Source organism: Variovorax glacialis (assembly GCF_051216375.1).
Taxonomy (GTDB): Bacteria; Pseudomonadota; Gammaproteobacteria; order Burkholderiales; family Burkholderiaceae_C; genus Variovorax.
Genome location: NZ_JBPJZT010000025.1, coordinates 18,586 through 43,501 on the forward strand (window position 1 = coordinate 18,586; position 24,916 = coordinate 43,501).

Below are 24,916 nucleotides of genomic sequence, written 5' to 3' on the forward strand. Positions count from 1 at the left end.
TGTGTATTGCTTCGGTTGCGGTCGCGATGCTCTTCGCAACACCGGCGTCCGCTCAGCCGAAACCGACCGAGGCCGATTGCTACGCGCAACAGGCCGCGCTGGAAAAGGACATGCGCGCGGCGCGATCCCGGGGGCAGATGCTGCGCAGGCGGCAGATCGAAGAGAACCTGCATGCCCTGCAGGCGCGATGCGAGGAGATCGCCGCCAAGGACACGCACGAGGCGCGCGTCATGCGCCAGAAGAACGTGATTCTTCAGATGCGCATCGACCTGGACCGCGCCGAGGAAGACCTGCGAAAGCTGCTCGCCGAGAAGAAATGACCGACCAGCGCGCAGACGGCAGCGCCGACGCTGCGCGCCCGGTTCGGAAGTTCGTCTAGAAGTCGACCAGCGCGAGCCCGATGTTGAACACCGTGCGCTTCCGGTTGTAGTCGATCAGCGTGTCGCCGTAGCCGTAGAAGAGCGATGCCGTGAAGCGCAGATTGCTCTTGACCGGGTCGCCGATCGCCTTGAACCATTCGAGCCGGACCGCGCCCTTGCCACCGTGCGCCGAGATGGCAAGCTGGTTGAGGCGGTCGACTTGCCAGGCGGCCCGGATATCCGCGTTGCCGAGGTACTTGGTGATGTCGGGGTTGTCGTCATCGGCCGGGTTTTCGGAGATGCGTTTCCAGACGCGTCCGGTGATGACGAACTGGTCGCCCAGTTCCATCCCGCCCATCAGGTAGACCCGGTTCCAACTGCGCGAGTAAGGCAGGTCCTGGCCGTTGGACTGGTGCACCAGGCCCAGGCCGGTGTAGCGGATGCGCCAGCCGCCCGGCAATTGGACGTCGGTCGGGTAGCTGTAGATCAGCTCCGGCTCATGATCGGTTGTGCGGAAGGGCCGCGAGAGATCTTCGTTGAACACTTGCCAGGTCGACGCCTGCGAGTAGGCGAACCAGAGCCCGTCTTTCTTGGCCGGGTTGTCCCCCGTGAGCATTCCCTGTGCGAGCTTGGTGCGCAGCGACAGGCCGATGCGCATGTCCTGGGCCTGGTAGGGCCGGTCGACCCCGTTGTGGTTGGGCGCCGGCGACATCGCGGTCTCGGGATCGCGGGCCGCTACGCCAATGCCGACGCTGAGCGGACGGTAGCCACGGAAGCCGAGGGTGCCGCAACTGCTCCCCGCTTCGAGTTCCCAGAAGCGCGAGAGATGCGAGTACTGGCGGTCGCGGCAGCCGTCCTCCGTGGCAATGGTGACCACGCGCGTCGCCGGTATCTCGGAATTGACCGGCGGCAGGGTTTCGGCGAGGACGGGTGGCGCTGCCGGCACCGCCGCGGCGGGCAAGGTCTGCTGCTGGGCCCAGCGATCGAAACAGGCCAGCCGAGCCTCGTTGTTGGCGCTGCCCGCGAGGCTTTGGCAGGTCTGCCATGTCAGTTGGGCTTCGGCCAGGGGACTGGGCGGCTTGTCGACGGCCTGGGCCTGCGCGCCGGTGGCGCAGATCACGGTGAAAAGAGCGCAGAAAAGATGTATGCGTTGATTCATCGTTCAGTTGCCGGGTTGCTGCTGCCAATCTTGTTCAGCACGAAGGGATGCGTCGTGTCGCTCGCAGCGTCACGCCAGATGCCCTTCCACTCCTTGCCGCACGACCACGGCTGCAATTCGCCCAGCCAGACACCGCTGATGGCGCGGCCATCCTGCGATTCGTCGAGGCTCAGCATGCCTTCGTCGTCGATGTCCCCCGCCAATTGGGCCACCGCGGTGGGCGAACCGTCCCCGCCCCGCGAAATTGTTCCGCGCACCCCTGCGTAGTCCGGATGCTTGTTCAGCCTGACTTTTGCGACGCCCTTCTGGCCGTCTATGCGCGCCTCCCACGTGCCGAACAGTGCTTCGAGCGGCATCTCGCTGCCGCGCGTCGGGCATGCTGCGGCTGGCGTCTCTTGCCGGCCACCGGCTGCGGCGCCGCCCCAAGCGAGGCAGGCGGCAGCGGCCAGGCTGGCCATCCACGCGTATTTCATGGCGCCGATGCGGCCGCCGCGGCAGCCGCAGCGTTGTCCTGCGCCTTCTTGGCAAATTCCGCGCGCAGTGCCTTGAGCTTCTCGCGCGGGTCTTCCTTCATCGTCTTCTTGTCGAGCGCCATTTCGGCGATGAAGCGACTCGGCTGCGCCGCGACCATCTCGCGGCCCTTCTTGCGGCGCTTGGTCCAGCTCACGGCCAGGCTGCGCTGCGCGCGCGTGATGCCCACGTACATCAGGCGACGTTCTTCCTGAAGCCGCTCCAGCGTGTTCTCGCTGAGTTTTTCCTGCCGGCCTTCGTCGTCGTCGAGCTTGAAGGGCAGCAAGCCCTCGGTCACGCCGACGAGCATCACGTGTGGCCACTCCAGGCCCTTGGAAGCGTGCAGCGTCGACAGCGTGACCATGTTCTGGTCCTGCTCCCGCTCGCTGATGGTGGACAGCAGCGAAATGGTCTGCGCGACTTCGAGCAGGCTCTTGCGTTCGCTTTCGACGGTGGCGCCCGAGGCGTCGTCGATCTGCCCGCCGCAGCGCTGCGACATCCAGTCGCAGAACTCCAGCACGTTGGTCCACCGGCTCGCGGCGGCCTGCTCGCTGTCCTCGCCGTCGTACAGATGCTTTTCGTAGTCGATTTCCTTGAGCCACTCGGCCAGGAATGCGCGCGCATCCTCGGCGCCCATCGTGCGGCGGGCCCGGTATTCGAGGTCGTTGATGTAGCGGCCGAACTCATGCAGGCCTTCCAGGGCGCGCTTGGGCATGACGCTCGGCAGGGACGAACTGAAGAGGGCTTCGAACAGGCTGAGCTTGTACTGGCTCGCGAAAGTCCCGAGGCTGGCGAGCGACGTATGCCCGATGCCGCGCTTGGGCGTCGTCACTGCGCGCAGGAATGCAGGATCGTCGTCGTTGTTGACCCAGAGCCGGAACCAGCCGCACAGGTCCTTGATCTCGGCGCGATCGAAGAAGCTCTGGCCGCCGGAGACCTTGTACGGAATCTGGGCCTTGCGCAGCGCCTGCTCGAAGACACGCGCCTGGTGATTGGCGCGGTAGAGGATCGCGAAGTCCCGAAATTCCTTGAAATGCGGCCCCTGCGAGGTGGCATCGCCGGCGCGCAGGCTCTGGATGCGGGCGACCGCGCGCTCGGCTTCGTGCGCCTCGTTGTCGGCATCGACGATGCGTACGGGCTCGCCTTCGCCGAGTTCGCTGAACAGCGTCTTGGGAAACAGCTTGGGATTGGGGCCGATGACGTTGTTGGCCGCGCGCAGGATCGAGCTCGTGCTGCGGTAGTTCTGCTCGAGCTTGATGACCTTCAGGCTGGGGTAGTCGATCGGCAGCTTGCGGAGGTTGTCGAGCGTGGCGCCTCGCCAGCCATAGATCGACTGGTCGTCGTCGCCCACCGCGGTGAAGCGACCGCGTTCCCCCGCCAACGCCTTGAGCACTTCGTACTGCGTGGCGTTGGTGTCCTGGTATTCGTCCACGAGGATGTGGCCGAGGGCGGCCTGCCACTTGGCGCGCACTTCGTCGAAGTCCTGCAGCAGCTTGAGCGGCATGCCGATCAGGTCGTCGAAGTCCACGCTCTGGTAGGCGGCGAGCCGCTCTTCATAGCGGCCCATGATGCGGGCGGTGATGCGTTCGTTGTCGTCCGCCGCCTGCGCCTCGGCCTGCGCGGCGTTCAGGCCCATGTTCTTCCACTTGCTGATAGTCCACTGCCAGATGCGGGCGGTCGCGGCGTCGGTGGTGCCGCCGGCGTCCTTCAGGATCTTCGTCACGTCGTCGCTGTCGAGGATGCTGAAGGCGGGCTTCAGGCCCAGCACGGCGCCGTCCTCGCGCATCATCCGCACGCCGAGCGCGTGGAAGGTGCAGACCACCACCTTCCGGGCATCGCGCCCGATCAGCCCCTTGGCGCGCTCGCGCATCTCGGCGGCCGCCTTGTTGGTGAAGGTGATGGCGGCGATGCGCTGTGGTTCCAGCCCGGCCTGGATCAGGCGCGCAATCTTGTGCGTGATCACCCGCGTCTTGCCCGAGCCCGCGCCCGCGAGAACGAGGCAGGGTCCGTGCATGTAGTTGACCGCTTCTTGCTGCGCTAGATTGAGACCGGAAGACATGGATGGGGAAACGGAGGGGCGCAAAGCGGCCAATGATACGGGTCGCGTCGCGCGCGCCCGGCCTGGCCGATGTGCTAGGCGTGCCAAGCACAATCGCCGCGTGCTCCAGATATTTCTTGTCACCCTTCCATTCTTCGCGCTGATCGCCGCTGGCTATGCCGCTGGCCGGAGCGGCGCGTTGCCGATGGCGGCGATTCCAGGGCTGAATGTCTTCGTCCTTTATTTCGCATTGCCTTGCATGCTTTTTCGCTTCGGCGCGGGCGCCCCGATCGATCAGCTGTTGAATGGCACGGTCGCGCTGACATGGGGCGTGAGCGCACTGATCGTGGTCGGCGCGACGGTCGCCTTGAGTCGCAACGAGCGCGTCGGCTGGAACGACGCAGCCTTCGGCGCCCTGGTGGCGGCCTTTCCGAATACCGGTTTCATGGGCATTCCCCTGCTGGTGGCGATCCTCGGCGCGCAGGCGGCATCGCCCACGATCATCACCATCGCCTTCGACATGATCGTGACCTCGTCCTTGTGCATCGCACTGTCGCGCCTCGATGGCGCGGACGAGCACGGCGCCGCCAAGGCTGCGCGGCAGGCACTGCGCGGGATCCTGCAGAACCCGATGCCCTGGTCCATCCTGCTGGGCGCCGCGGCGTCGGCGAGCCGGTTTTCACTGCCAGGCCCTGTGGATCACACGGTCGCGATGCTGGCCGAGGCGGCATCGCCGGTGGCGTTGTTCACGATTGGTGCCGTGCTGGCGCGGTCGGCCCTGCTGGCGCGCGAGCATCGCGCCAGCGCGGTGGTTGCAGCCGCAATGGGCAGTGCGACGGCTGCGCCGCAACAGGCGCCATTGCGCGACGTGCTGCCGGTGGTCTCGATCAAGCTGCTGGTCCATCCGCTGCTCGTCTACGGTGTCGCCGCGGGCGTGATGGCGCTTGGCCTGCCGCTGGACCGCACGGCGCTGGTCACGATCGTGCTCATCGCCGCGCTGCCGAGTGCGAGCAACGTCTCGATGCTCGCCGAGCGCTTCGGGGCCGACAACGGTCGCGTGGCCCGCATCATCCTCTGGACGACCGTCGCCGCCTTCTTCAGCTTTCCGCTGGCGGTCGGCTGGATGCGCTAGGCGAACAGCCTACGGCGTCAACACGCCGAGCTTGTACGGGTCGGCGTCAGGCAGCAGCTCGCAGCGCGACATGTCGCGGCCTTGCGTGCCATCGCAATAGAAGCTGTTGTAGACACGGCCGAACAACGTGGGCGTGGAAGTGAAAAGCACGCCCTGGTCCGGCTGCCAGCCCTCCCTCGTCGTGGGCGGCGAGGCGGCCCCCTGGGTGTTCGATGCCGTCACGGTCGCTGGCGGCGCACCGGCCGACGCCGGATTGGCGGCCGGGCCGGTGAATTCAGCCAAGGTCCGGTAGCTGTCTTCCCCGTTCCAGCGGCTGACGAGGTCCGAGGGCCGGGGGCGCTGGGACACTGGCAGCAGCAGGCCATTCACCTGGAAGCCGCGGCCGAAGCGATGCTCCTTGCCGGCGAGGAAGGCGTAGGCACAGGCGGCATGGCACTGGCCTTTCGCCTCGGTGTTCACGCCGGTCGCGCGGATCGCTTCGGCGTAGTCGCGCGCAACCTCGGGGGTGCCTCCGAGCGAATTCTCGAACACCACGGTCCGTACCTTGCCGGTGGCCAGGTGCTCCTCGAATTCCTTGATGGCGCTGCCGTCGAGCATCCCGTTGACGACCAGCCGGGTGCCATCCAGTTCCAGCTCGGCCCCGTATGCGCTCCATGCCATGCACGCGAGGGAAAAAACCCACATGAACCTGAATGGCGATTTCACGACGCACCCCCTTTTCGCGAGTTTCAGTTGAATCCCGCCAGATTCGTAGATTGGACAGCGCGTCGGCGGATCGTCAACTGTTGTTTCAGAGTATTTCCTACGCCCAGGGTTCGCAAATAGGGCAATAGTCGTAGCTATTGCTTATGGGTAGTGCTTAGGTTTTCAAAAGCGCTGCTAAAGTGAATCCCTGAATCGGGAGAGTTGGCATGACGACATGGTTGCGCGGGGTCCTGTGGATGGTCTGGCTCGTCAGCACCATCTGGCTATGGCATGTAGGCGCCCTTGGCGCGGGCAGCGCGCTCGCGACGGGCGTGCTCAGCTTCGTGCTGTTGATGTGGCCGGGTGCGCATCGACGACGCCGTTCCGCCCTTCAATATGTCGAGGTCGGCAAGGAGCCGGTCGGCCTGCTCTGAAGCGAGGCGCAGGCTGAATCAGATGCTGTGCGGGTCGACGTCGACCAGCCAGCGAATCACACCCTTGCCTTCGGGTGCACGACGCAGGTTGTGCAGCAACGGTTGCCAGCCCGAGAGAACGCGCTGGAGCGCTGCGCGCGACGCGCTTTCGATCAGCATCTGCGCACGTTCCACATTCGCCACGCGCTGGATCGCCAGCGGAACGGCCGGATAGCGCGTCACACGGTCGGCCCCCTCCAGCACATCGGCTGACGCGCTCGCCGCGTTGAGGTACGCCTGGGCTGCATCCTGGCTACGGGCATCGGCCCGCAACAGCGCCTGAAAAGCAAAAGGCGGCATGCCTGCGGCGACGCGATCTTCCAGTTCACGTTGAGCAAAGGCGGGGTAGTCATGCCGGCGCAACGCCGCGAAAAGCAGGTGCTGCGGGTGATGTGTCTGGATCCACATCTCCGCCGTCGCGCCCTGCGCGGCCAGATACGCCGCATCCCGTCCCGCCCGCCCGGCCGATTGCATGAGCAGGCTGAACAGGCGTTCCGGGGCCCGAAAGTCGCTCGAGAACAGCGCGCCGTCGGGATTGATCGCCGCCACAAGCGTGATGCGCCGGAAATCGTGACCCTTGGCGATCATCTGCGTGCCGACCAACACGTCGACCTCCCCGGCGTGGACCGCCGCGAGCTGCGATTCGAGCGCACCCTGCTTGCGCGTGCTGTCCGCGTCGATGCGGGCGACGCGGACTTCCCCGCCATCGGGCCGCCTCACGGCGGAGAACAGTTCGCCCAGGTGTTCTTCGAGCCGCTCCGTGCCGCGCCCCACCGGCGCGATGTCCAGGTTGCCGCAGGCCGGGCAGGCGCGCGGCACACGCTCGGTAAAGCCGCAGTGATGACAACGCAGGGTGCGGTCGATCTTGTGGAACACCCGGTAGGCGCTGCAGTGCGGGCATTCGCTCTTCCAGCCGCAGTCGCCGCAGGCGAGCACGGGTGCATAGCCCCGCCGATTCAGGAACACCATGCTCTGCTCGCCGCGTGCGATCCGCTGGCCGATGGCATCAAGCAGCGCGCCGGACAGTACTGTCCTCGGGGGCTGCAGGTTCATGTCGACCAGCCGCACCGCCGGCAGGGTGCTCGTGCCGATGCGCGAGGGCATTGCCAGCCGGACATAGCGTCCGCCCGGATCATCTTCTTGCGCCGGACGGCTCTGGTGCCAGCTTTCGAGCGAGGGAGTGGCAGAGCCGAGGATCACTTTCGCGTCCTCGCGCTGGCCGCGCCACACCGCCAGGTCGCGCGCCGAATACCGTGCACCTTCCTGCTGCTTGTAGCTGGGGTCGTGCTCCTCGTCGACGACGATGAGCTTCAGACCCGGCATCGAGGCGAACACCGCCATGCGCGTGCCGAGAACGATGCGCGCCGTGCCGCTGTGCGCGGCGAGCCAGCTCGCCAGCCGCTGCGGGTTCGTCATGCCGCTGTGGAGCGACACCACCGCCGAGGCGCCGAACAGGCCTTCGAAACGTTCCTTGAAGCGGGCTTCCAGCTGCGGCGTCAGATTGATCTCGGGCACCATCACCAGCGCCTGGGCGTTCGCATCCTGCGCCAGCAGCGTCGCTACGGCGCGCAGGTAGACCTCCGTCTTGCCGCTGCCCGTGCTGCCGAACAGCAGGAAGGGACCGGCTTCTGCGTCGAAGCGGGCCAGCACCCGGGACTGCTCCTCGGTGAGCGCGACCGGCTGTGGAATCTCTCCCGTGGCCTCCGCTACGCCCGAAGGCCCCTGGCGCTTCAGTCGCCGTGCCAGCTGAACGGCGGTCAGGTCCCTGAGTTGCGGCGGCAGCGCCGCCAGCGCGATTTCGCCCAGGGAACGCTGGTAATAGCGGGCGGCGAAAGCCACCAGGTCGCGCCACGCGTCCCCGAGTGGAGGAAGGGCATCCAGCACTGCACTGACCGGCTTGAGTTCGATATCGCTCGAACCTTCGCCATCGTCCGGTTCGACCGCCCAGACGACGCCCAGGACCTCGCGACGCCCCAGCGGCACCCGAACCAGGGCGCCGCGAACCATCGGCACAACACTCACGTAGCTAAGGACATCCCCTAGTGCACTGTGCGCCGGAGTCTGCACGGCGACGTCGACGCGCCACTTCAAGACGGGCTCCCGCTACGGCGGTTTGTTAAAGCGACTTTGAGCAAAACGACCTAAGTTGTTGATTTATCTGCGCTTTGCAGTCCATCCAGATTTTCTGTGGATAACTTTGTTGATATCGGGGCTTGACTCGCCGCCAGCCCTTGAAAATCAAGGGCCTCGCTGGAATGCACGCAAAAAAAGCAAAGTTCAAAAGCTATATGAATCAACGACTTAGCCGCGCTATCGGTTTAGGAGCAGCTGCGAACGCGCAAATTTTTTTTTTCGCACCGCAACAAGCGATTTGTGCATAAGTCAGTCCCTCCTCACGCTTTTTAGTCCTTGACAAGCGCCGGACAGTCGTTCTCGGTGCTTACAAGTGATAACAATACGTTCATGCGCGCAGCGCGCGAGATTGGGCGTGAACCGCCGCAACGAGGGCGGCGACGTGGTCCGGCGGCGTGAACTGGCTGATGCCGTGGCCGAGGTTGAAGATGTGCGTGGGGCCACTCGTCGCGGGGTCCATGTGCGGTCGACCGAAGCTCTGCAGCACCTTCGTCACTTCCGCTTCGATCTGCGCAGGCTGCGCGAACAAGACGTTGGGGTCGATGTTGCCCTGGAGCGCCTTGCCCTCGGGTCCCTCGCCGACGCGTGCCCGCGCCTCGGCGAGATTGACGGTCCAGTCCAGACCGAGAACTTCGCAGTCGAGTTTGCGCATGTCCTGCAGCCAGAGGCCGCCGCCCTTGGTGAACACGATACGCGGCACGGGTCGTCCGTCGGCGCCTTCGCGCTTCAGTTGCGACAGCACGCGCGCCGTATAGGCGAGGCTGAATTCCTGGAAGGCGCCGTCGGCGAGCACACCGCCCCAGCTGTCGAACACCATCACGGCCTGCGCGCCCGCGTCGATCTGCGCATTGAGGTAGGCGGCCACCGAATCCGCGTTGACTGCGAGCAGGCGGTGCATCAGGTCCGGTCGGCTGTAGAGAAGCGTCTTGACCAGCCTGTAGTCGCTCGACCCCGCGCCCTCGACCATGTAGCAGGCCAGCGTCCAGGGACTGCCCGAGAACCCGATCAGTGGCACGCGGCCGTCCAGCGCCCGGCGGATCGACGCGACCGCATCGAAGACATAGCGGAGCTTGTCCATGTCGGGCACTTCGAGAGCGGAAATCGATGTCTCGTCGCGCACCGGTCGCGCGAAGCGCGGACCTTCGCCCGCTTCGAACGACAGGCCGAGGCCCATGGCGTCGGGCACCGTCAGGATGTCCGAGAAAAGGATCGCCGCATCCAGCGGATAGCGCTCGAGGGGCTGCAGCGTGACCTCGGTGGCGTAGTCGGTGTTGGTCGCGAGGCCCATGAAGCTGCCTGCCTTCGCACGCGTCGCCACGTATTCCGGAAGGTAACGCCCGGCTTGTCGCATGAGCCAGACGGGCGTGTGGTCAGTGGCCTGGCGCCAGCAGGCGCGCAGGAAGGTATCGTTCTTCAGGGGGGCGAATGGCATCCCGCGATTGTCGCAGGGGCCCCGCCGGGCCATGCGGGAAGGACGACGACCGACAGGTTCAGCTCTTGTACTTGATCGAGCAGCCGTAGGGCCGCGTCGTTGCGGCACTGATGCCCTTGCCGTCGTAAGCCTCGCCGAGTGCCTGGTTGACGTAGTTGGTGGCGGTCTTGATGTCGTCGGGCCGGGATGACGCAATGCTGTCGATGCCGCCCGCATACACCAGCGTGCCCTTCGGGTCGACGATGAAGATGTGGGGCGTCGTCCGGGCGCCATAGGTGCGGCCGATCACGCCGTCCTCGTCCATGAGCACGGCCGTCGGTGCGGCGGACTGGTCCTTCATCCAGGCATCGAGCGCCGTCGGCTTCAGGTAGTCGCTGGCGGCACGTTCGGTCGAATTGATGGCCAGCCAGACCACGCCCTTGGCCGTCGCCGCTTTCTGGGTGGCAGGCATGTTGCCGCTGCCGTAATGCTTGCGCACGAAGGGGCAGCCGGGGTTGGTCCATTCGAGCACCACGAACTTGCCCGCGAAGTCGGAGAGGCGGTGCTGCTTGCCGGCGGTGTCGACGCCGACGAAATCGGGGGCCGGTTGGCCCACGGCGGGTGCGGCGAGGGCCTGCGAATTCATCAGGAACGTGGCGCCGAGGGCCACCGCGGCGGTCATGATCGCCCGGCGGGAAGCCCGGTCGAGGGCGGCGCGGGCATTGCGCGCGGCGCGGACGGAACGCGATTCGGAAGATGACGGTGAAGCCATGGTCAGCTTTGACCTCCTGTGGATAAATCTCAACAACCACCACAGCTTAGAGCGGATTCTTCATCCGCTTGTGACAACCCGTACCGCCTCAGGGTCTAAGCATTGTCACAGCGAGGCCAGTGCCTCGCGCACCTCGTCCTTGCTCAGGATTTCCGTCAGGATCACCGGTGCCTTGCCGGGCGCCTGGAGCAGATAGACCGGGACGCCGCTGCGGCCGAGCGCTGCCAGGGCCGCGGTGATCGCGGGATTCCTGCGCGTCCAGTCGGCGCGCAGCATGGCGACGTTCCTCGCATCGAACTCGGCCAGCAATTCGGCGTCGGCCAGTGTGCTTCTCTTATTGTATTGGCAAGTTACACACCAGGCGGCCGTGAAGTCCACGAACACCGGCCGGCCCGCGGCTGCAAGCTCGTTCGCACGTGCGGTGGACCAGGGTTGCCAGCGCTCGTTCGCCGCCGCCGCGACCGGCTCCGCGGGCCGGAGCACGTTGCCGCCGATCGCCCCGGCCAGCGCCGCCGTCGTCGCGACCATCAGGCCCGCGATCACGATGCGCGTGCGGCCACGTAGGGTCAGCGCCCACACGACGGCCGCCAGGCAGACCAGCAAGCCCAGGAGCGCGCCCGCGCCGTCGATGCCGCTCTGCTGGCCGAGGACCCAGACCAGCCAGGCCACGGTCGCGAACATCGGAAACGCCAGGAGACGGCGCAGGGTGTTCATCCACCGGCCCGGCTTGGGCAGCAAACGGGCGACCGCCGGAACGAAACCCGCCGCGAGATAGGGAAGCGCCAGACCGAAACCGAGCACCGCGAACATCAGCAAGGCCTGCGCGGCGGGCAGCCCGATCGCAAAGCCGAGCGACGCACCCATGAACGGCGCCGTGCAAGGGGAGGCGATGACCACGGCGAGCACGCCCGACAGGAAGTCGTTGACCACGGGATGTCGCGCCTGCGCGGTGGCGAGCGAAGTCGGCGCCACGCGGCCGAACTCGAAGACGCCTGCCAGGTTGAGGCCGATCAGCGTGAACAGGCCCGCCAGCACGGCCACGACCGCGGGCGACTGCAGCTGGAAACCCCAACCCAACTGTGTGCCCGCCGCACGAAGCGCGATCATGGCGCCGCCGAGCGCGAGGCAGGAGAGGATGACGCCGCCCGCATAGGCCATGGCCGCCATGCGGTGTCCCCGGCGGTCCTCCGCGTGCCGCGTGAAGCTAAGCACCTTGATCGCCAGCACCGGGAACACGCAAGGCATCAGGTTCAGCAACAGGCCGCCGATGAAGGCGCCGAGCAATGCGGCGAACAGGGTGCCGCTGGATTGCGTGAGCGGCGGTGGGGCGGTGTTGGCTTCGAGTGCCGCTTGCAGCGCCGGCGAAACCTGCGCCCTGGCGGCGACGGTCGGCCATGCGCCGCTCACAGGCGCCTCGGCGCGCCAGGCGCCGGATTGGCCGGCTTGCCGATCGGCCTCCGACAACGCGACGACCACCGGCATCACCGTGGGGCTGCCGCTGCGCTGGTCGGCGAGCGGCACGGTCGCGGTCCAGGCATCGCCTTGCCAGGATTGCGTCCAGTCCTTGTCGAGAACGGCTGCGGTGTGGATCACCTCAGGCGTTTCCGGGAAGAACTCCAGCGTCTTGCCTTGCACCGCTGGCGGCAGGCCTTCGAGCCGGATCTGAAGCTTGTTTCCGTCAATCGCGATCACGCCGGGTTTCTGGAGCGGCGAGGGTTGGGCCGCGAGCGCGGCATCGAATTCGGTCTTGTGGAGCGCCGTCGATCCATGCAGCGGCAACTTGAGCTGGAACTCGCCCTCCTCGGGGATGCATTCCTTTCGGCAGACCAGCCAGGATGCCTTCAGCCGCACGTCCAGTTCGGCCGCGCCCGTGAGCGCCGTGGGCGGCTTGAAGTCCGGCGCGATGGTCAGCGGGACCGGCAGCAGCACCGTGCCTTCGTAACCGTAGTTGGCGAGGTTGCCGATCGGGATCTTCCGCGGCACCGGCCACGCGATGTCGCCATTGGAGACGCCGGGCGGCAGCGACCAGGCGAGTTCGGTCGGCAAGCCGGAGTCGCCGGCGTTCTTCCAGTAGGTGTGCCACTCGGGCTGATGCGTGATCTGGAGACCCACCCACACGGGTGCGCCGGGGGAGACGCCATCCGGCGCGTGGGCCATCAACTCGGCCCGCACGTGCGGTGTCGTGACGACCGACCCGACGCGAGACGACAACTGCGCGGCGGCCGGCACGCACGCCGCCAGCGAGACGAGGAGCAAGCCCGCGAGACGGAGAGGGGAACGGAGGGGGGAGAAAAGCGCCATGCCGGTCAATCGGAGCAGGTCGCAGGGTCGAAGTTCCGGCCCATGCTCAAGCGGCCCATCCGAGCACGACCCGCCGGCTGTTCGCACTCTTCTTCTCGATCCTGGTCACCACCACGGCGCCGATCTCGCGCGTGTTCGCCACGTGCGTGCCGCCGCAGGGCTGGAAATCGATCGATGCCGTGTCGCCGCCGATGCGGATGGTGCGGACCGTGCCCGTGCCGCGTGGCGGCTGCACGCTCATGCTCTTGACCAGCGCCGGATTGGCATCGAGCTCGGCGTCGGTGATCGCGCCTACGGCAAGTGGATGGCCAGCTTCCACCAGGCGGATCAGCCCGGCAGTCAGCGCTTCCTTGTCGAGCGGGTCGGTCATGTGGAAGTCCAGCCGCGCGTATTCGGGCGTGATGGAGCAGCCATTGACCGGCTGCGGCACCAGGTGGCACAGCAGGTGGGTGGCCGTGTGAAAGCGCATGAGCTTGTGCCGGCGCTCCCAGTCGATGCGTGCGGAGAGCGTGCCGCCCGGTTTCAGCGCGCCGGCCGCATCCTGCCCGGGCACCGGCACATGAAGGATCTCGTCGGTCGGCTTGCCCTCGGCATCCTTGGCCTTGCGGGTGTCGGCAACCGCGATCTCGCGTCCGTCGGCAAGCACCAGCCAGCCGCTGTCCCCTGCCTGTCCACCGCCCAGCGGATAGAACACGGTGCGGTCGAGCACGATGCCATCGTCTTCGATACGCAGGATGCGGGCCTCGCACTCGCGCAGGTAGGCGTCGGAACGGAACAGGTCGTCGGTCATCGCCCGATGGTAGCGGCGACACCGCCCGGGGGTGCGCCCACGCCGGAAAGCGCCCACAGCCGACAGCCGCCGGCGGTCGTGCCCGGATCATCGGATCGATGAAATCCCACCCGCGCCCACTCTTCCAAGGCCTTTGGACCCGGAGACCCGTCACCCGCACCGCGGGCGCCGCGTCGCTGTTTCTTTCATTGACCGCCGCCTTGCTGCTGACTGCCTGCGGGGAAGCTGCCCGGCTGGCACCGGAAGCCGGCATCGGCCCCACGCCGCAGCTCCCGGCGCCCAACAAGACCCTGATGCCCACCGTGAACATCGCACCCGCGGTCGGCTGGACCGACACCGCCGTGCCGACGGCCCTCGAGGGCTTCACGGTGACGGCGCTGGCCCGGGGCCTCGATCACCCGCGCTGGGTGTACGTCCTGCGCAACGGGGATGTCCTGGTGGTGGAGAGCAACAAGCCGCCCGAGCCCGAAGGCAGCCACGACGGCGGCGAGGGCCTCATGGCCCAGGTCCGCGCGATGGTGATGGGTTCCGTCATGAAGCGCGCCGGCGCGGGCGTGCCGAGCCCCAACCGGATCACTCTGCTGCGCGATGCCGACGGCGACGGCGTCGCCGAGACGCGCCAGGTGTTCATGCAAGGCCTCAATTCGCCCTTCGGCGTGGTGCTCGTCGGCAATGACCTGTTCATCGCCAATGCCGACGCGCTGGTCAAGGTTCCTTACACCGAGGGGCAGACCACGATCGCCGCCGCGCCCACCAAGGTGATCGACCTTCCAGCCGGCATCAACCATCACTGGACCAAGAACGTCATCGCCAACCGCGAAGGAACGAAGCTCTATGTGACCGTCGGGTCCAACAGCAACGTCGGCGAGAACGGCCTTCCGGCAGAAGAGGGGCGCGCGGCAGTGTGGGAGGTCGACGTCGCCAGCGGCCAGAAAAGGCTTTTCGCCAGCGGCCTGCGCAACCCCAACGGCATGGGCTGGGAGCCCGACACCAACGTGCTGTGGACCGTGGTCAACGAACGCGACGAGATCGGCAGCGACCTCGTGCCCGACTACCTCACCTCGGTCACGGAAGGGGCCTTCTACGGCTGGCCCTGGAGCTATTACGGCGGGCATGTCGATGCCCGCGTGAATCCACAGCGGCCGGACATGGTGGCGAAGGCCGTCGTGCCCGACTACGCGCTGGGCTCGCACGTGGCGCCGCTCGGCATGACCTTCTCCAGCGCGCGGGGCATGCCCGCCGAGTTCGCGAGCGGCGTCTTCATCGGCCAGCACGGCTCATGGAACCGCAAGCCGCTGTCGGGCTACAAGGTGGTGTTCGTCCCCTTCATCGGCGGCCGGCCGAGCGGGGCGCCGGTGGATTTCCTCACCGGCTTCCTGAATGCCGACGACAAGGCACAGGGCCGCCCCGTCGGCGTGACGCTCGACAAGCATGGCGCCCTGCTGGTGGCGGACGACGTTGGCAACGCCGTCTGGCGCGTGAAGAGAAACTAGCGCCGCTCAGAACCCTTCGAGCACGACCTTTCCCTGCGCCTTGCCGCTTTCGATCAGCGCATGCGCCTTGCGAAGGTTGGCTGCGTTGATCGTGCCGAAACTGGCATTGGCCGTCGTGCGGATGCGGCCGGCATCGACCAGTTCCGCGACCTCGGCCAGCAGTTCGCCCTGGCGCGCCATGTCCGGCGTCTCGAACCGCGACCGCGCGAACATCATTTCCCAGTGGAGCGAGATGCACTTGGTCTTGAGCGCCATCGCGTCGAGCACCGGCATGTCGTCGATCACCGCAAGCTGGCCCTGGGGCTTGAGGCTCTCGATGATCTCCGCGTAGTGCTGCTGGGTTTGCGTCAGGCTTGCGACCATGTCGACCTCGCCGATGCCGGCCCCCTTGAGTTCGGCGGACAGCGGCTTCGAGTGGTCGATCACTGCATGCGCGCCCAACGCCAGGCACCACTGACGGGTCTCGGGCCGTGAAGCCGTCGCGATCACCCGGAGTTGCGTGAGCTGGCGTGCCAACTGGATGAGGATGGAACCGACGCCGCCGGCGCCGCCCGTGACCAGCAAGGTCTGGCCCGCGCCGCCGCCCTTGGGTACGCGCAGGCGGTCGAACAACAGCTCGTAGGCCGTGATGGTGGTGAGCGGGAACGCCGCTGCCTGTGCATCGTCGAGGCTCCTGGGTGCGAGGGCGACGATCCGTTCGTCGACCGCATGCAGTTCGCTGTTCGCGCCTGGCCGGGTGATCGACCCGGCGTAATACACGCGGTCGCCCAGCTTGAATTGACGGACCGCCGAACCGACGCCTTCCACGATGCCGATCGCGTCCCAACCCAGTACCTTCGCCTGCCCCGGCTCCGGGGCAGCGTTCTTGCGCACCTTGGTGTCGACCGGATTCACGGAGATCGCCTTCACGCGAACGAGCAGGTCGCGCGGACCTGCTTTCGGATCTGGCAGATCCAGATCCTCCAACGAGGCGGGGTCGTCGATGGGGCGGGATTGGCGGTAGCCGACAGCTTTCATGAAGGGACCTGTTTGGTTGGATACCTGACTCTAGGCGTCTGCCCGACTTTTGATAAGCTGGCTTCGAATAGCTTCACTTTCAAATGAAGATTGAAAATCTGGCTGATCTGCAGGTGCTGGTTCACACCGCACGAACTGGCACGCTGACCGCCGCTGCGCGCGCGCTAGGCGTCACGCCGGCCGCGGCCAGCGCCACCCTCAAGCGCCTGGAGGCCCAGCTCGGCGCGCGCCTCTTCGAGCGTTCGACCCGCGCCATGCGACTGACGCCGCAGGGCCAGACGCTGCTCGACTACGCCGTGCGCGCCTTCGAGTTGCTGGCGGAGGGCGAATCGCTGGTGGCCGCGGACCGGGGTGCGCTGGTCGGAACCTTGCGGATCGCCGCGCCATCCGATCTGACCCGCAGCACCTTGCTGCCCTGGTTTGACGAATTCCTCGATGCCCACCCGGGCGTGCAGCTTGCACTTTCCGTCGGCGACCGGCCGCTCGATGTCACCCGCGACGAGGTCGACGTGGCGCTGCGCTACGGCGCGCTCGCGGATTCGCGCTTGGTGGCGCGGCGGCTCGCCGATTCCCGCCCCGTCCTCTGCGCCTCGCCCGACTACCTGCGCGGCCACCCGGCACCCCGGACGCCGCAGGATCTGCTTCAGCACAACTGCCTCACTTTCCACCGCAGCGGCCGTCGCCAGAGACTGTGGCGCTTTGCGCGGGATGGCCAGTGGACGGAAGTGCGCGTCGACGGCGATCGCGTGGCAGACGATGCGGCGCTGGCGCGCGAATGGGCGGTGGCCGGCCGCGGCATCACGCTCAAGTCCTTCCTGGACGTCCGGCAGGACGAAGCGTCCGGTGCGCTGGTCCGCCTGCTGCCGGAATGGGACACCGAACCCTATCCCCTGCACGCGTTGCTCCCGAGCGGCCGTTTCGTGCCGTCGCGCGTGCGGGCGCTGGTCGATTTCCTCGCGCTCAAGTTCGCGGCCCTGCCGGCGCCGCTCGCCGGCCGGGAACACTAAGATCACTGCATGACCGCACTTGCCAGCCGCTTCTGGTCCCAACTCACGACGCGCGATTTCGACGCGCTCGACCCGGCGACAACGGTGGCCGTGCTGCCGCTGGGCGCGACCGAGCAGCATGGCCCGCACCTGCCGCTCAATGTCGACTCGACCCTGGCCGACGGCATCGTGGCAGCCGCGCTGCCGCTGCTGGCCGCGCACTTGCCGGTGCTCTTTCTCCCCACGCAGCAGATCGGCCTGAGTCCGGAACATGCGCGCTACCCCGGCACCCTGACGCTCTCGTCCGAGACCCTGATCCGCCTCTGGAGCGAGATCGGCGCCGGCGTGGCGCGATCGGGCGTCAGGAAGCTGGTGCTCTTCAATGCGCACGGCGGGCACACCGGCGCGATGGACATCGTCGCCCGCGAACTGCGCGCGGCGCACGGCCTCATCGTCTACAGCGTGAGCTGGTTCAACCTGCCGCTCGGCGATGCGGGCGCGCAGTTCAGCGCTGACGAGCATCGCTTTGGCGTGCATGCGGGGGACATGGAGACCTCGATGATGCTAGCGCTCGCTCCCGAAAGGGTGGCCATGGGGGCCGCGCGTGATTTCGGCTCGACCTCCCGCCAGCGAGCCGCCGACTACGCGATCCTCGGCAATGGCCGCAGCGCGAAGCTGGGCTGGGCAATGGAGGACTACAACCCCGACGGCGCCGCAGGCAACGCGGCCGCGGCAACGGCGGAGAAAGGGCGAGCGCTGGTCGGCGCCGCCGCCACCCAGCTGGCAGCCTTGCTCGCCGAAGTTTCCCGCCTGCCGCTGAGCACGGCCCACACGGAACCCTTGCGCTGACGCGCCGGCCTCAGCCCGCGATCATTGGCCCCGCGGGCGCGGCATCCTCGATCTTGATCGAACCGTCCGGGCGTTCGCAGGTGCCGATGAGCAGGCCGCTCGCAATGGCATGCGCCCTGAGCGCATCGAACACTTCGTCCCGGCCGGGCGTCGTCGAAAACTCGTGCGGCGTGTCGAGCGCAAAGACCTGGAAGGCGTATCGATGCACGCCATGACCTGGCGGGGGGTCGGGCGGCAGCCACGCGGACTGTAGATACGAATTGCGTCCGGCATGGAGACCGCTGCCCTCCTGATCGCCGCTCGGGAACGCGCCCTCCTGCAGGCTCCCGTCGCCTGCAGGGAGATCGACCGCGATCGCGTGCACCATGGGATGCGGCGTCGGCGAATCGGCGTCCTCGACCATCAGCACCAGCGAGGCCGCGCCGGCCGGCACGCCGATCCACTGCACCGGCGGCGATATGCCCTCACCGTCGGCCGTGTAGCGCGGCGGTATCGGCGCGTGGTCGGCGAAGGCGAGGCTGGACACGGTGATGGACGCCATGCCCTCGCGAAGGCCCAGCGTGTTGAATGCGATTTCGTCCAGGCCGGCGCGCACGTCGTGGAGCGCGTGGCCGATCGCGTCAGGAAGCTTTTCGAGCATTCGGAAGGTATAGCGTGGGATGCTCCGGATGCGTGTAGGACGGGGGCAGCAGAGCGGGCGCTACGCATCCGGGCTCCGCTATCATGAAAATCGCACCGCGTCCCGCGGTGCCTCGGCCCGCAAAAACACACCAAGGATCCGTATGAGCATCGTCTGGACCATTCTGATCGGCTTTGTCGCGGGCCTGGTGGCGCGCGCCATCAAACCCGGCGACGACTCGGCCGGCTTCATCGTGACCACGCTGATCGGCATCGCCGGTTCGCTCATCGCGACCTATGTGGGCCAGGCGATGGGCTGGTACACCGCCGGCCAGGGCGCGGGCTTCATCGCGTCGGTGGTGGGCGCGATCGTCCTGCTCTTCATCTACGGACTGATCAAGCGCAAGTGAGATCGGCGGACGGCGCGCCGGATGCCGGTTCGCAAGACGCGCGGTCGTCACCACCACCACGTCTACGTGGTCGAACTCGACGACCGCGTGTGGAACGTGGCGCGTTTCCGACGGGCCAATCCTGACTACCGGCTGGGCATGCCCTTCGTCTACGTGGGCATGACCGGACTCGATCCGGATGTGCGCTTCGACAAGCACAAGGCCGGCATCCAGGCCAACAGCTTCGTGCGCGAGTACGGGCTGCGACTGTTGCCGGCGCTTTATGCGATGTACAACCCGATGCCGTACGAAGCCGCGCGCGACATGGAGGTCGAGCTGGGCATCGCGTTGCGGGAGGCGGGGTATGGCGTTTGGCAGGCATGAGCACACCCCCAGGCTCGTGCACTTCGTGTCACTCTCCACCCCCTTGCAGGGGGCAATACCTGCGGCCCGGCGGAGCCGGTTCCGCGGTATTTCTGGAACTGGATGAGGCGCTTGTTATGGACAGCACTGCTTGTTTCGTGATGACCAGTATCGGGACCGAAGACGAGGCTGAGGCGCTTGGGGCGGCTGTGGTCGCGGCGCGGTTGGCGGCTTGCGTGCAGATTCAGCGGGTGCGGAGCCTCTATGTCTGGGAGGGCGCGTTGCATCGCGAACCGGAATGGGTGCTGCAGATCAAGACGCTGCGCGCGCGCTACGCAACGCTCGAAGCATTCATCCGGGAACGGCACACTTACCAGACGCCGGAGATCGTGCAGGTGCCGATCACGGCGGGTTCGGTCGACTACCTGCGTTGGCTTGAAGCCGGGAGCACGCCGCCGGAGGCAGCTCAGGAATAGGTCACCCAACCTTCGTAGGCCGGGCCGTCGAGGTGGGGGAGGGTGTTGTAGGTCACGAGCATGTGGCGCTTCGGCGTGAATGCGAATTCCGTGACCGCGGTGTTCCGCATGCGCAGGTTCAGCTCGATCGTGGTTTCCGAACTGGTGCCGAGGACGTGCCCGACGGCGGTGCTGATGGGGCCGCCGCTCGACACGACCAGCACCTTGGCGCCGTGGTGCCTGTCGCGGACATGGTCGAGCGCGGAGGTCACGCCGGCCAGGAAGTCGACGTAGCTGGGCATCCCGCGCGGCGCCGCGTGGCCCTGCATCCACGCGCCCAAACCCTTGCGCAACAGCCGGAAGTGATGGCGGTACAGCTCCGGCGTGTCGGCCTTTTGCAGCTTTTCCGGATGGATGGTCGCGATCACGGCCTCGGCGTCGTATTCGTTGAGGCCCGGCCAGGGGAGCACGTCCTCGCGCTGCAGGCCCAGGCCCTCCGCGATCCCTGCCCATGTCTGGCGGTGGCGCCTCAAGGTGCCGGTGATGACCGCATCGAAGGTCATTCCGCGCTCGCGCCAGTACTCGCCGAGCCGGACGGACTGCTTGCGACCCAGTTCGCTGAGGTTGTCGTAGTCCGCCGCGCCGAAGCTGGCCTGTCCGTGGCGCACGAGGTAGAGGGTTCCCATGCGCGGAATTCTGCCTACGAACCGCGGACGCGCCCGTCGCGACGGCGACGCGTGCTATCGATTCAGGCAGTGTCTGGAATCACGCCCTCGGTACGTGCAAGGTGGAAGCCTCGATCGAGGGCGCCGTCGGCGTGCATGTGCGCTGGTAGGGCTGGCGCGGCGGCGGCGCGCTACTTGCGATCGGTGAGGGCGATGCGCACGGCCAGCGCCGCGAGCACGCTGCCCATCACGTAGCGCTGCGCGCGCAGCCAGCCTTCGCTCTTCGAGAGAAAGGCGGTGATGCTGGCGGCAGTCATCACGAGCGTCGCGTTCACCGCACCGCTGACGCCGATCTGCACGGCGCCCAGGGCCAGGCTCTGCAGCAGCACCGAGCCGCGCTCCGGATGCAGGAACTGCGGGAAGAACGACAGGTAGAACATCGCCACCTTGGGATTCAGCACGTTGGTCAGGAAGCCCATGCTGAAGAGCTTGGCCGGCGGGTCGTCCGGCAGGAGGCGGGCCTCGAAGGGCGCCGTACCGTTGGGCTTGACGGCCTGCCATGCGAGCCAGAGCAGGTAGGCGGCGCCGGCCAGGCGAATCGCATCGAAGGCGAAGGGCACCGCGACCAGAAGCGCCGTCAGGCCGAGCGCGGCCGCCATCAGATGCACCACGAAGCCCAGCAGCACGCCGGCCAGGGAGATCAGCCCGGCGGCGCGCCCCTGGCACAGCGTGCGCGAGACGCAATAGATCATGTTCGGGCCCGGCGTCAGCACGAGCACCAGTGCAGCAACCGAAAACCAGGCGAGCTCGGTGGCGGTCAGCATGTTCAGGTTCCTCCGGATTCGAGCGTGACGATGCCGCGCGGCGTGTCGAACACGGCGCGGAGATTCGGCGCGCCCGTCGCGAGCGACACGCCTTCAAGGCCAATGGCTTGCAGTGCGACGGCCAGGTCCGCCTTGCGCGGATGGGCGAGATCCAGCGAGCGCAGCCTGACGCCCGACTCGGCCATGCTGTCGATCGGATGCACCGGACCCCATTCGATCAGCGTTGGCAGCGCGCCGTAGAAAAGGCGCTGGCCGTCGTCCCGCACCGTGATCTTCCACGCCAGTCGACCGGCCGGCGTGTCGCGCGATGCCTCGAGCACCTCTCCGCGATCGATGCGCACATCGGCCAGCGCCTGCGCGGCGGCATCGGCGTCGGGCACTTCGGCGGCGAAGTGGATCAGCCGCGGACCACCGCGCGCCAGGGCCATCTGCAGCGCCGCGTCGTCCAGGTCGAACCAGCGGTGAGTGCCGGCCGCCCGGGCAGGCCTGGTCTTCGGGTCGATGGCGATGATCTCGACATACGCGCGTGGAAAGTCCGCGGTCGCAACCTTGAGCAGGCGATTGCGCGTGCCCATCAGCGGATGCACGCCGCCAGCGTCTGGTTCGACGCCGAAAGTCGCCTCGCACCAGCGCACGCCCTGGTCGAGGCTGCGGGCGGCAATGACGAGGTGATCGACGCGCGCGTTCACGACGCCTCCTAGAGCGTGACGCTCCCGTCCACGCAGGTCACCGATGACCCGCCGACCCAGACCTGGCCGTCCGCATCTCGATGGACGTGAACGCGTCCCGCCCGGCCCAGTGTCTGGCCTTGCGCGGCGATGTAGCGCTCCGGCAGCAGGCCCTCGGCGATGAGCCACTGCGCGAGGCTGGCATTAAAGCTTCCCGTGACGGGGTCTTCCTCGATGCCGACAGGTGCTGCGAAAACCCGCACCTCGACGCCGGCAGCGGTTTCCTCGGTGCGCGCGAAGGCGCGGGCCTCGCGGTTCGAGCGGGTGATCAGCGGCGGCGATTCGTCCCGGGGCCAGATCCCCGCCACGCCGACCTTCTGGCCGAGCTCGCGCAGCATGCGGTGGTCGGGCTTGAGCGTGAGCACGGTGTCCGCGTCGTTGAGCAGCAGGCCGAGCCAGACTGGTCCGTTGTCGAGCAGCTGTGCCGCGAGGATCTGCTGCGCGCGCAGTCCGAGTGCGGCAGCGATCTTGGCAAGGAGCGTGGGGCTGGGCGCACTCCGCTTCAACGGCGGCGAGGCGAAGACCAGGCGTTCGCCGTCGCGCTGAATGGGCACCAGTCCTTGCGTGCACTGCTGCACGATGTGCGAGCCGGCCTTCGGCTTGCCGCCGGCCTGCAGCCATGCGTGGCAGCTTCCGAGCGTCGGATGACCCGCGAAAGGCAGCTCGCCGCCCGGCGTGAAGATGCGCACGCGGTAGTCGGCCGTCGGCTCGGTCGGCGGCAGCAGGAAGGTGGTTTCGGAAAGGTTGGTCCAGGCGGCGAAGCGCTGCATCGCTGTGTCGTCGAGATCGGTGCCATCGAGCACCACCGCGAGCGGGTTGCCGAAGTACGGCGTCGACGTGAAGACGTCGACCTGCTTGAAGGGACGGGTTTTCATGGTGTGTTCATTCGAGTGCGAGGTCGAGCACGCCGCGCGCGCCCGCGCGGGTGCGCAGGTCGCCGAACCAGCGTTCGACGTTGGGCCAGACAGGGCGCGTGTATTCGGTCTGGGGCAGGCCAAACCAGCGGTGCGCCTCGCAGCCGACCGGGATGTCCGCCATCGTGAAGTGGTCACCGATCATGAAGGCGCGCGTGGCGAGGTGGGCGTCGAGCATTGCGAACAGGGGTTCGGTGGCATGGACCGAATGCGCGATCACCTCGGGTTGCCGCTGCGCTGCCGGCGTGCGGACCCACTGACGGAAGGCGCCGGCGCTGACCGGGTTCAGCGTGGTTTGCTGCCAGTCCATCCAGCGCTCGGCATCGAAACGTTCCGCCAGCAGATCGGGGTAGAGCTTGCCCAGCGAATGTTTCGCGCAGAGATAGCGCACGATCACGTTCGACTCCCAGAGCGTGACGCGTTCCCCGCCTTCGCCGTCGTCGATGGCGGGCACCAGCGCATTGGGATTCATCCGCTGGTATTCGGGCGTCTGCACCACGCCGAACTTGCCGCCGGCCTCGGTGCGCTGGAAGTCCAGGCCGAGTTCCTGTGCGCACCACACCACCTTGCGGACATTGATCGAGCTGATTCGGCCCCAGATGTTGAGCATGTCGGTCGCTCCGTGATCGTTCGACTCAGGTCGGGCTCGCGGCCAGTTGACGCTGCACCTCGGCCGCCGCGTTCTGCGCCAGTTGTTCACGCACGGTCTCGGCCAGCGCGGCGATCGCTGTGTCGATCTCGTCGACGCTCGCCGTGACGAAGGACAGACGCATCGTGCGCGGGTCACTGGCGCCCGCATAGAAGGGCGCGCCCGGCACGAAAGCGACGCCGCGCTCCACCGCCTTCGGCAGGAGCGCGACCGTATCGATGCCCTCTGGCATGCGCACCCACAGGAACATGCCGCCGGCCGGCTTGCTGAACTCGACTTCCAGCCCCTGCATTTCGCGCGTGAGGGCGGCCAGCATGGCATCGCGCTGGCTCTTGTAGAGCGAGCGGATGGTCGGCACGTGCCGCGCCAGGAAGCCTTCCTTCATCACTTCGGAGACCATGCGCTGGTTGAAGCTCGGCGTGTGCAGGTCGGCGGCCTGCTTGGCCTGCAGCAGCTTGGGGTAGATCGACTTGGGCGCAACGAGAAAGCCCAGACGCAGGCCCGGCGCCAGCACCTTCGAGAACGAGCCGAGGTAGATGCAGCCTTCCGGATTGCGCGCCGTGAGCGGCAGCGGCGGCGCTTCGTCGAACCAAAGCTCGCCGTAGGGGTTGTCCTCGACGATCGGCAGCCCGGCCTTCGCCGCCGCGGCCGATACCGCCGCGCGGCGTTCCTCGGTCATGGTGCGGCCCGTCGGGTTCTGGAAGTTGGGCAGCAGGTAGACGAAGCGCGCGTCCTTTGCCTTGGCGACGAGGTCCTCGACGATCACCCCCTCGTCGTCGCTGGCCACGCTGACCGGCTCCGGTTCCATCGGCGAAAAGGCCTGCAGCGCGCCGAGGTAGGTCGGTGTCTCGACCAGCACTCGGCTGCCCGGATCGAGCAGCACCTTGGCGATCAGGTCGAGGCCCTGTTGCGAGCCGGTGGTGATCAGCACCTGTGCGGGATCGACCGCCCAGGGCAGCATCTCGGCGACGGCTTCGCGCAACGGACCGTAGCCTTCGCTGGCGGCGTATTGCAGCGCCGCCTGGCCGTCCTTGTGCAGCACCTCCGCACAGGCTTCGGCGAAGTCGCTGATCGGGAAGGTCTTGGGCGACGGCAGACCGCCCGCGAGGCTGATGATGCCCGGGCGCTCAGTCACCTTGAGGATTTCACGGATCACCGAGGGGTTCATCTTTTCGGCGCGGGCGGCGAGTTTCCAGTTCATGTC

The 24,916-nt window shown here is 67.2% G+C and carries 26 protein-coding genes; 9 read left to right on the forward strand and 17 right to left on the reverse strand.

The window, feature by feature from the left end; all coding sequences use genetic code 11:
• The first annotated feature begins 26 nt into the window (after positions 1 to 26).
• A complete protein-coding gene (locus tag ACSFBL_RS32750) occupies positions 27 to 320 on the forward strand; it encodes a DUF1090 family protein (RefSeq protein ID WP_435519987.1) in 294 nt (97 codons plus the stop codon).
• A gap of 55 nt (positions 321 to 375) precedes the next feature.
• On the opposite strand, the gene ACSFBL_RS32755 is transcribed toward ACSFBL_RS32750, so the two are convergent.
• Genes ACSFBL_RS32755 through ACSFBL_RS32765 form a run of 3 tightly spaced genes read right to left on the reverse strand, consistent with a single transcriptional unit; the run spans position 376 to position 4,087 of the window.
• The gene (locus ACSFBL_RS32755) at positions 376 to 1,518 is read right to left on the reverse strand and encodes a phospholipase A (protein ID WP_435519988.1); all 1,143 of its coding nucleotides are present in this window, start codon (positions 1,516 to 1,518) and stop codon (positions 376 to 378) included.
• The gene (locus ACSFBL_RS32760; RefSeq protein ID WP_435519989.1) at positions 1,515 to 1,991 is read right to left on the reverse strand and encodes a hypothetical protein; all 477 of its coding nucleotides are present in this window, start codon (positions 1,989 to 1,991) and stop codon (positions 1,515 to 1,517) included. The genes ACSFBL_RS32755 and ACSFBL_RS32760 overlap by 4 nt, the downstream gene beginning before the upstream one ends.
• A complete protein-coding gene (locus tag ACSFBL_RS32765) occupies positions 1,988 to 4,087 on the reverse strand; it encodes an ATP-dependent helicase (protein WP_435519990.1) in 2,100 nt (699 codons plus the stop codon). Before ACSFBL_RS32765 ends, ACSFBL_RS32760 begins: the two co-directional genes overlap by 4 nt.
• A gap of 100 nt (positions 4,088 to 4,187) precedes the next feature.
• On the opposite strand from ACSFBL_RS32765, the gene ACSFBL_RS32770 reads away from it, so the two are divergent.
• Positions 4,188 to 5,198, forward strand: a complete 1,011-nt coding sequence (locus tag ACSFBL_RS32770) for an AEC family transporter (protein ID WP_435519991.1) — start codon at positions 4,188 to 4,190, stop codon at positions 5,196 to 5,198.
• A 9-nt stretch (positions 5,199 to 5,207) separates the two neighbouring features.
• Here ACSFBL_RS32770 and ACSFBL_RS32775 read toward each other — a convergent pair whose 3' ends face one another.
• On the reverse strand, positions 5,208 to 5,903 hold the full coding sequence (locus ACSFBL_RS32775; RefSeq protein ID WP_435519992.1) for a hypothetical protein: 696 nt from the start codon (positions 5,901 to 5,903) through the stop codon (positions 5,208 to 5,210).
• 206 nt (positions 5,904 to 6,109) lie between these two features.
• On the opposite strand from ACSFBL_RS32775, the gene ACSFBL_RS32780 reads away from it, so the two are divergent.
• Positions 6,110 to 6,316: a hypothetical protein gene (locus ACSFBL_RS32780; RefSeq protein ID WP_435519993.1), complete on the forward strand. Its 207-nt coding sequence runs from the start codon at positions 6,110 to 6,112 to the stop codon at positions 6,314 to 6,316.
• 18 nt (positions 6,317 to 6,334) lie between these two features.
• On the opposite strand, the gene priA is transcribed toward ACSFBL_RS32780, so the two are convergent.
• From priA to ACSFBL_RS32805, 5 genes are all read right to left on the reverse strand, one after another.
• Entirely contained in the window at positions 6,335 to 8,446 is a 2,112-nt protein-coding gene (priA, locus tag ACSFBL_RS32785; protein WP_435519994.1) for a replication restart helicase PriA, read from the reverse strand.
• 370 nt (positions 8,447 to 8,816) lie between these two features.
• Complete coding sequence (gene hemE, locus ACSFBL_RS32790) at positions 8,817 to 9,920, reverse strand: uroporphyrinogen decarboxylase (RefSeq protein ID WP_435519995.1); 1,104 nt, start codon at positions 9,918 to 9,920, stop codon at positions 8,817 to 8,819.
• A 58-nt stretch (positions 9,921 to 9,978) separates the two neighbouring features.
• Positions 9,979 to 10,671, reverse strand: coding sequence for a thioredoxin family protein (locus ACSFBL_RS32795; RefSeq protein ID WP_435519996.1), 693 nt, complete (start codon positions 10,669 to 10,671; stop codon positions 9,979 to 9,981).
• Positions 10,672 to 10,776: 105 nt separating this feature from the next.
• The gene (locus tag ACSFBL_RS32800) at positions 10,777 to 12,972 is read right to left on the reverse strand and encodes a protein-disulfide reductase DsbD family protein (RefSeq protein ID WP_435519997.1); all 2,196 of its coding nucleotides are present in this window, start codon (positions 12,970 to 12,972) and stop codon (positions 10,777 to 10,779) included.
• A gap of 46 nt (positions 12,973 to 13,018) precedes the next feature.
• Positions 13,019 to 13,762 (reverse strand): alanyl-tRNA editing protein, encoded by a 744-nt coding sequence (locus tag ACSFBL_RS32805; protein WP_435519998.1) that lies wholly within the window; start codon positions 13,760 to 13,762, stop codon positions 13,019 to 13,021.
• 98 nt (positions 13,763 to 13,860) lie between these two features.
• Between ACSFBL_RS32805 and ACSFBL_RS32810 the strand changes: the two genes are divergently transcribed.
• Positions 13,861 to 15,255: a PQQ-dependent sugar dehydrogenase gene (locus ACSFBL_RS32810; protein ID WP_435519999.1), complete on the forward strand. Its 1,395-nt coding sequence runs from the start codon at positions 13,861 to 13,863 to the stop codon at positions 15,253 to 15,255.
• Between the two features lie 6 nt (positions 15,256 to 15,261).
• Here ACSFBL_RS32810 and ACSFBL_RS32815 read toward each other — a convergent pair whose 3' ends face one another.
• A complete protein-coding gene (locus tag ACSFBL_RS32815) occupies positions 15,262 to 16,272 on the reverse strand; it encodes a zinc-binding alcohol dehydrogenase family protein (protein ID WP_435520000.1) in 1,011 nt (336 codons plus the stop codon).
• Positions 16,273 to 16,355: 83 nt separating this feature from the next.
• On the opposite strand from ACSFBL_RS32815, the gene ACSFBL_RS32820 reads away from it, so the two are divergent.
• Together ACSFBL_RS32820 and ACSFBL_RS32825 are read left to right on the forward strand one after the other, a co-directional pair.
• Positions 16,356 to 17,279, forward strand: a complete 924-nt coding sequence (locus tag ACSFBL_RS32820; protein ID WP_435520001.1) for a LysR family transcriptional regulator — start codon at positions 16,356 to 16,358, stop codon at positions 17,277 to 17,279.
• Positions 17,280 to 17,288: 9 nt separating this feature from the next.
• A complete protein-coding gene (locus tag ACSFBL_RS32825; RefSeq protein WP_435520002.1) occupies positions 17,289 to 18,107 on the forward strand; it encodes a creatininase family protein in 819 nt (272 codons plus the stop codon).
• Positions 18,108 to 18,117: 10 nt separating this feature from the next.
• Here ACSFBL_RS32825 and ACSFBL_RS32830 read toward each other — a convergent pair whose 3' ends face one another.
• A complete protein-coding gene (locus ACSFBL_RS32830) occupies positions 18,118 to 18,747 on the reverse strand; it encodes a YbhB/YbcL family Raf kinase inhibitor-like protein (RefSeq protein ID WP_435520003.1) in 630 nt (209 codons plus the stop codon).
• Positions 18,748 to 18,889: 142 nt separating this feature from the next.
• Between ACSFBL_RS32830 and ACSFBL_RS32835 the strand changes: the two genes are divergently transcribed.
• From ACSFBL_RS32835 to cutA, 3 genes are all read left to right on the forward strand, one after another.
• Entirely contained in the window at positions 18,890 to 19,135 is a 246-nt protein-coding gene (locus ACSFBL_RS32835) for a GlsB/YeaQ/YmgE family stress response membrane protein (protein ID WP_435520004.1), read from the forward strand.
• 21 nt (positions 19,136 to 19,156) lie between these two features.
• Positions 19,157 to 19,498, forward strand: coding sequence for a hypothetical protein (locus tag ACSFBL_RS32840; protein ID WP_435520005.1), 342 nt, complete (start codon positions 19,157 to 19,159; stop codon positions 19,496 to 19,498).
• Positions 19,499 to 19,614: 116 nt separating this feature from the next.
• Positions 19,615 to 19,953 (forward strand): divalent-cation tolerance protein CutA, encoded by a 339-nt coding sequence (gene cutA / locus ACSFBL_RS32845; protein WP_435520006.1) that lies wholly within the window; start codon positions 19,615 to 19,617, stop codon positions 19,951 to 19,953.
• Here cutA and ACSFBL_RS32850 read toward each other — a convergent pair.
• The 6 genes from ACSFBL_RS32850 to ACSFBL_RS32875 form a co-directional block, all read right to left on the reverse strand.
• Positions 19,944 to 20,618 (reverse strand): histidine phosphatase family protein, encoded by a 675-nt coding sequence (locus ACSFBL_RS32850; RefSeq protein ID WP_435520007.1) that lies wholly within the window; start codon positions 20,616 to 20,618, stop codon positions 19,944 to 19,946. The genes cutA and ACSFBL_RS32850 overlap by 10 nt on opposite strands.
• Before the next feature lie 170 nt (positions 20,619 to 20,788).
• Positions 20,789 to 21,421: a LysE family translocator gene (locus tag ACSFBL_RS32855; RefSeq protein ID WP_435520008.1), complete on the reverse strand. Its 633-nt coding sequence runs from the start codon at positions 21,419 to 21,421 to the stop codon at positions 20,789 to 20,791.
• Positions 21,422 to 21,423: 2 nt separating this feature from the next.
• Positions 21,424 to 22,110: a VOC family protein gene (locus tag ACSFBL_RS32860; protein WP_435520009.1), complete on the reverse strand. Its 687-nt coding sequence runs from the start codon at positions 22,108 to 22,110 to the stop codon at positions 21,424 to 21,426.
• 8 nt (positions 22,111 to 22,118) lie between these two features.
• A complete protein-coding gene (locus ACSFBL_RS32865) occupies positions 22,119 to 23,024 on the reverse strand; it encodes a PhzF family phenazine biosynthesis protein (RefSeq protein ID WP_435520010.1) in 906 nt (301 codons plus the stop codon).
• Positions 23,025 to 23,031: 7 nt separating this feature from the next.
• On the reverse strand, positions 23,032 to 23,673 hold the full coding sequence (locus ACSFBL_RS32870) for a glutathione S-transferase family protein (protein ID WP_435520011.1): 642 nt from the start codon (positions 23,671 to 23,673) through the stop codon (positions 23,032 to 23,034).
• Between the two features lie 25 nt (positions 23,674 to 23,698).
• On the reverse strand, positions 23,699 to 24,913 hold the full coding sequence (locus ACSFBL_RS32875) for an aminotransferase-like domain-containing protein (protein WP_435520012.1): 1,215 nt from the start codon (positions 24,911 to 24,913) through the stop codon (positions 23,699 to 23,701).
• Positions 24,914 to 24,916 lie beyond the last annotated feature (3 nt).

Bases quoted from the DNA above. Each gene is read 5' to 3' on its own strand.
- ACSFBL_RS32750 (WP_435519987.1), top strand. From the start codon at position 27: ATGCTCTTCGCAACACCGGCGTCCGCTCAGCCGAAACCGACCGAGGCC.
- ACSFBL_RS32755 (WP_435519988.1), bottom strand. From the start codon at position 1,518: ATGAATCAACGCATACATCTTTTCTGCGCTCTTTTCACCGTGATCTGC.
- ACSFBL_RS32760 (WP_435519989.1), bottom strand. From the start codon at position 1,991: ATGAAATACGCGTGGATGGCCAGCCTGGCCGCTGCCGCCTGCCTCGCT.
- ACSFBL_RS32765 (WP_435519990.1), bottom strand. From the start codon at position 4,087: ATGTCTTCCGGTCTCAATCTAGCGCAGCAAGAAGCGGTCAACTACATG.
- ACSFBL_RS32780 (WP_435519993.1), top strand. From the start codon at position 6,110: ATGACGACATGGTTGCGCGGGGTCCTGTGGATGGTCTGGCTCGTCAGC.
- hemE (WP_435519995.1), bottom strand. From the start codon at position 9,920: ATGCCATTCGCCCCCCTGAAGAACGATACCTTCCTGCGCGCCTGCTGG.
- ACSFBL_RS32795 (WP_435519996.1), bottom strand. From the start codon at position 10,671: ATGGCTTCACCGTCATCTTCCGAATCGCGTTCCGTCCGCGCCGCGCGC.
- ACSFBL_RS32800 (WP_435519997.1), bottom strand. From the start codon at position 12,972: ATGGCGCTTTTCTCCCCCCTCCGTTCCCCTCTCCGTCTCGCGGGCTTG.
- ACSFBL_RS32805 (WP_435519998.1), bottom strand. From the start codon at position 13,762: ATGACCGACGACCTGTTCCGTTCCGACGCCTACCTGCGCGAGTGCGAG.
- ACSFBL_RS32810 (WP_435519999.1), top strand. From the start codon at position 13,861: ATGAAATCCCACCCGCGCCCACTCTTCCAAGGCCTTTGGACCCGGAGA.
- ACSFBL_RS32815 (WP_435520000.1), bottom strand. From the start codon at position 16,272: ATGAAAGCTGTCGGCTACCGCCAATCCCGCCCCATCGACGACCCCGCC.
- ACSFBL_RS32820 (WP_435520001.1), top strand. From the start codon at position 16,356: ATGAAGATTGAAAATCTGGCTGATCTGCAGGTGCTGGTTCACACCGCA.
- ACSFBL_RS32825 (WP_435520002.1), top strand. From the start codon at position 17,289: ATGACCGCACTTGCCAGCCGCTTCTGGTCCCAACTCACGACGCGCGAT.
- ACSFBL_RS32830 (WP_435520003.1), bottom strand. From the start codon at position 18,747: ATGCTCGAAAAGCTTCCTGACGCGATCGGCCACGCGCTCCACGACGTG.
- ACSFBL_RS32835 (WP_435520004.1), top strand. From the start codon at position 18,890: ATGAGCATCGTCTGGACCATTCTGATCGGCTTTGTCGCGGGCCTGGTG.
- ACSFBL_RS32840 (WP_435520005.1), top strand. From the start codon at position 19,157: ATGCCGGTTCGCAAGACGCGCGGTCGTCACCACCACCACGTCTACGTG.
- cutA (WP_435520006.1), top strand. From the start codon at position 19,615: ATGGACAGCACTGCTTGTTTCGTGATGACCAGTATCGGGACCGAAGAC.
- ACSFBL_RS32850 (WP_435520007.1), bottom strand. From the start codon at position 20,618: ATGGGAACCCTCTACCTCGTGCGCCACGGACAGGCCAGCTTCGGCGCG.
- ACSFBL_RS32855 (WP_435520008.1), bottom strand. From the start codon at position 21,421: ATGCTGACCGCCACCGAGCTCGCCTGGTTTTCGGTTGCTGCACTGGTG.
- ACSFBL_RS32865 (WP_435520010.1), bottom strand. From the start codon at position 23,024: ATGAAAACCCGTCCCTTCAAGCAGGTCGACGTCTTCACGTCGACGCCG.
- ACSFBL_RS32870 (WP_435520011.1), bottom strand. From the start codon at position 23,673: ATGCTCAACATCTGGGGCCGAATCAGCTCGATCAATGTCCGCAAGGTG.
- ACSFBL_RS32875 (WP_435520012.1), bottom strand. From the start codon at position 24,913: ATGAACTGGAAACTCGCCGCCCGCGCCGAAAAGATGAACCCCTCGGTG.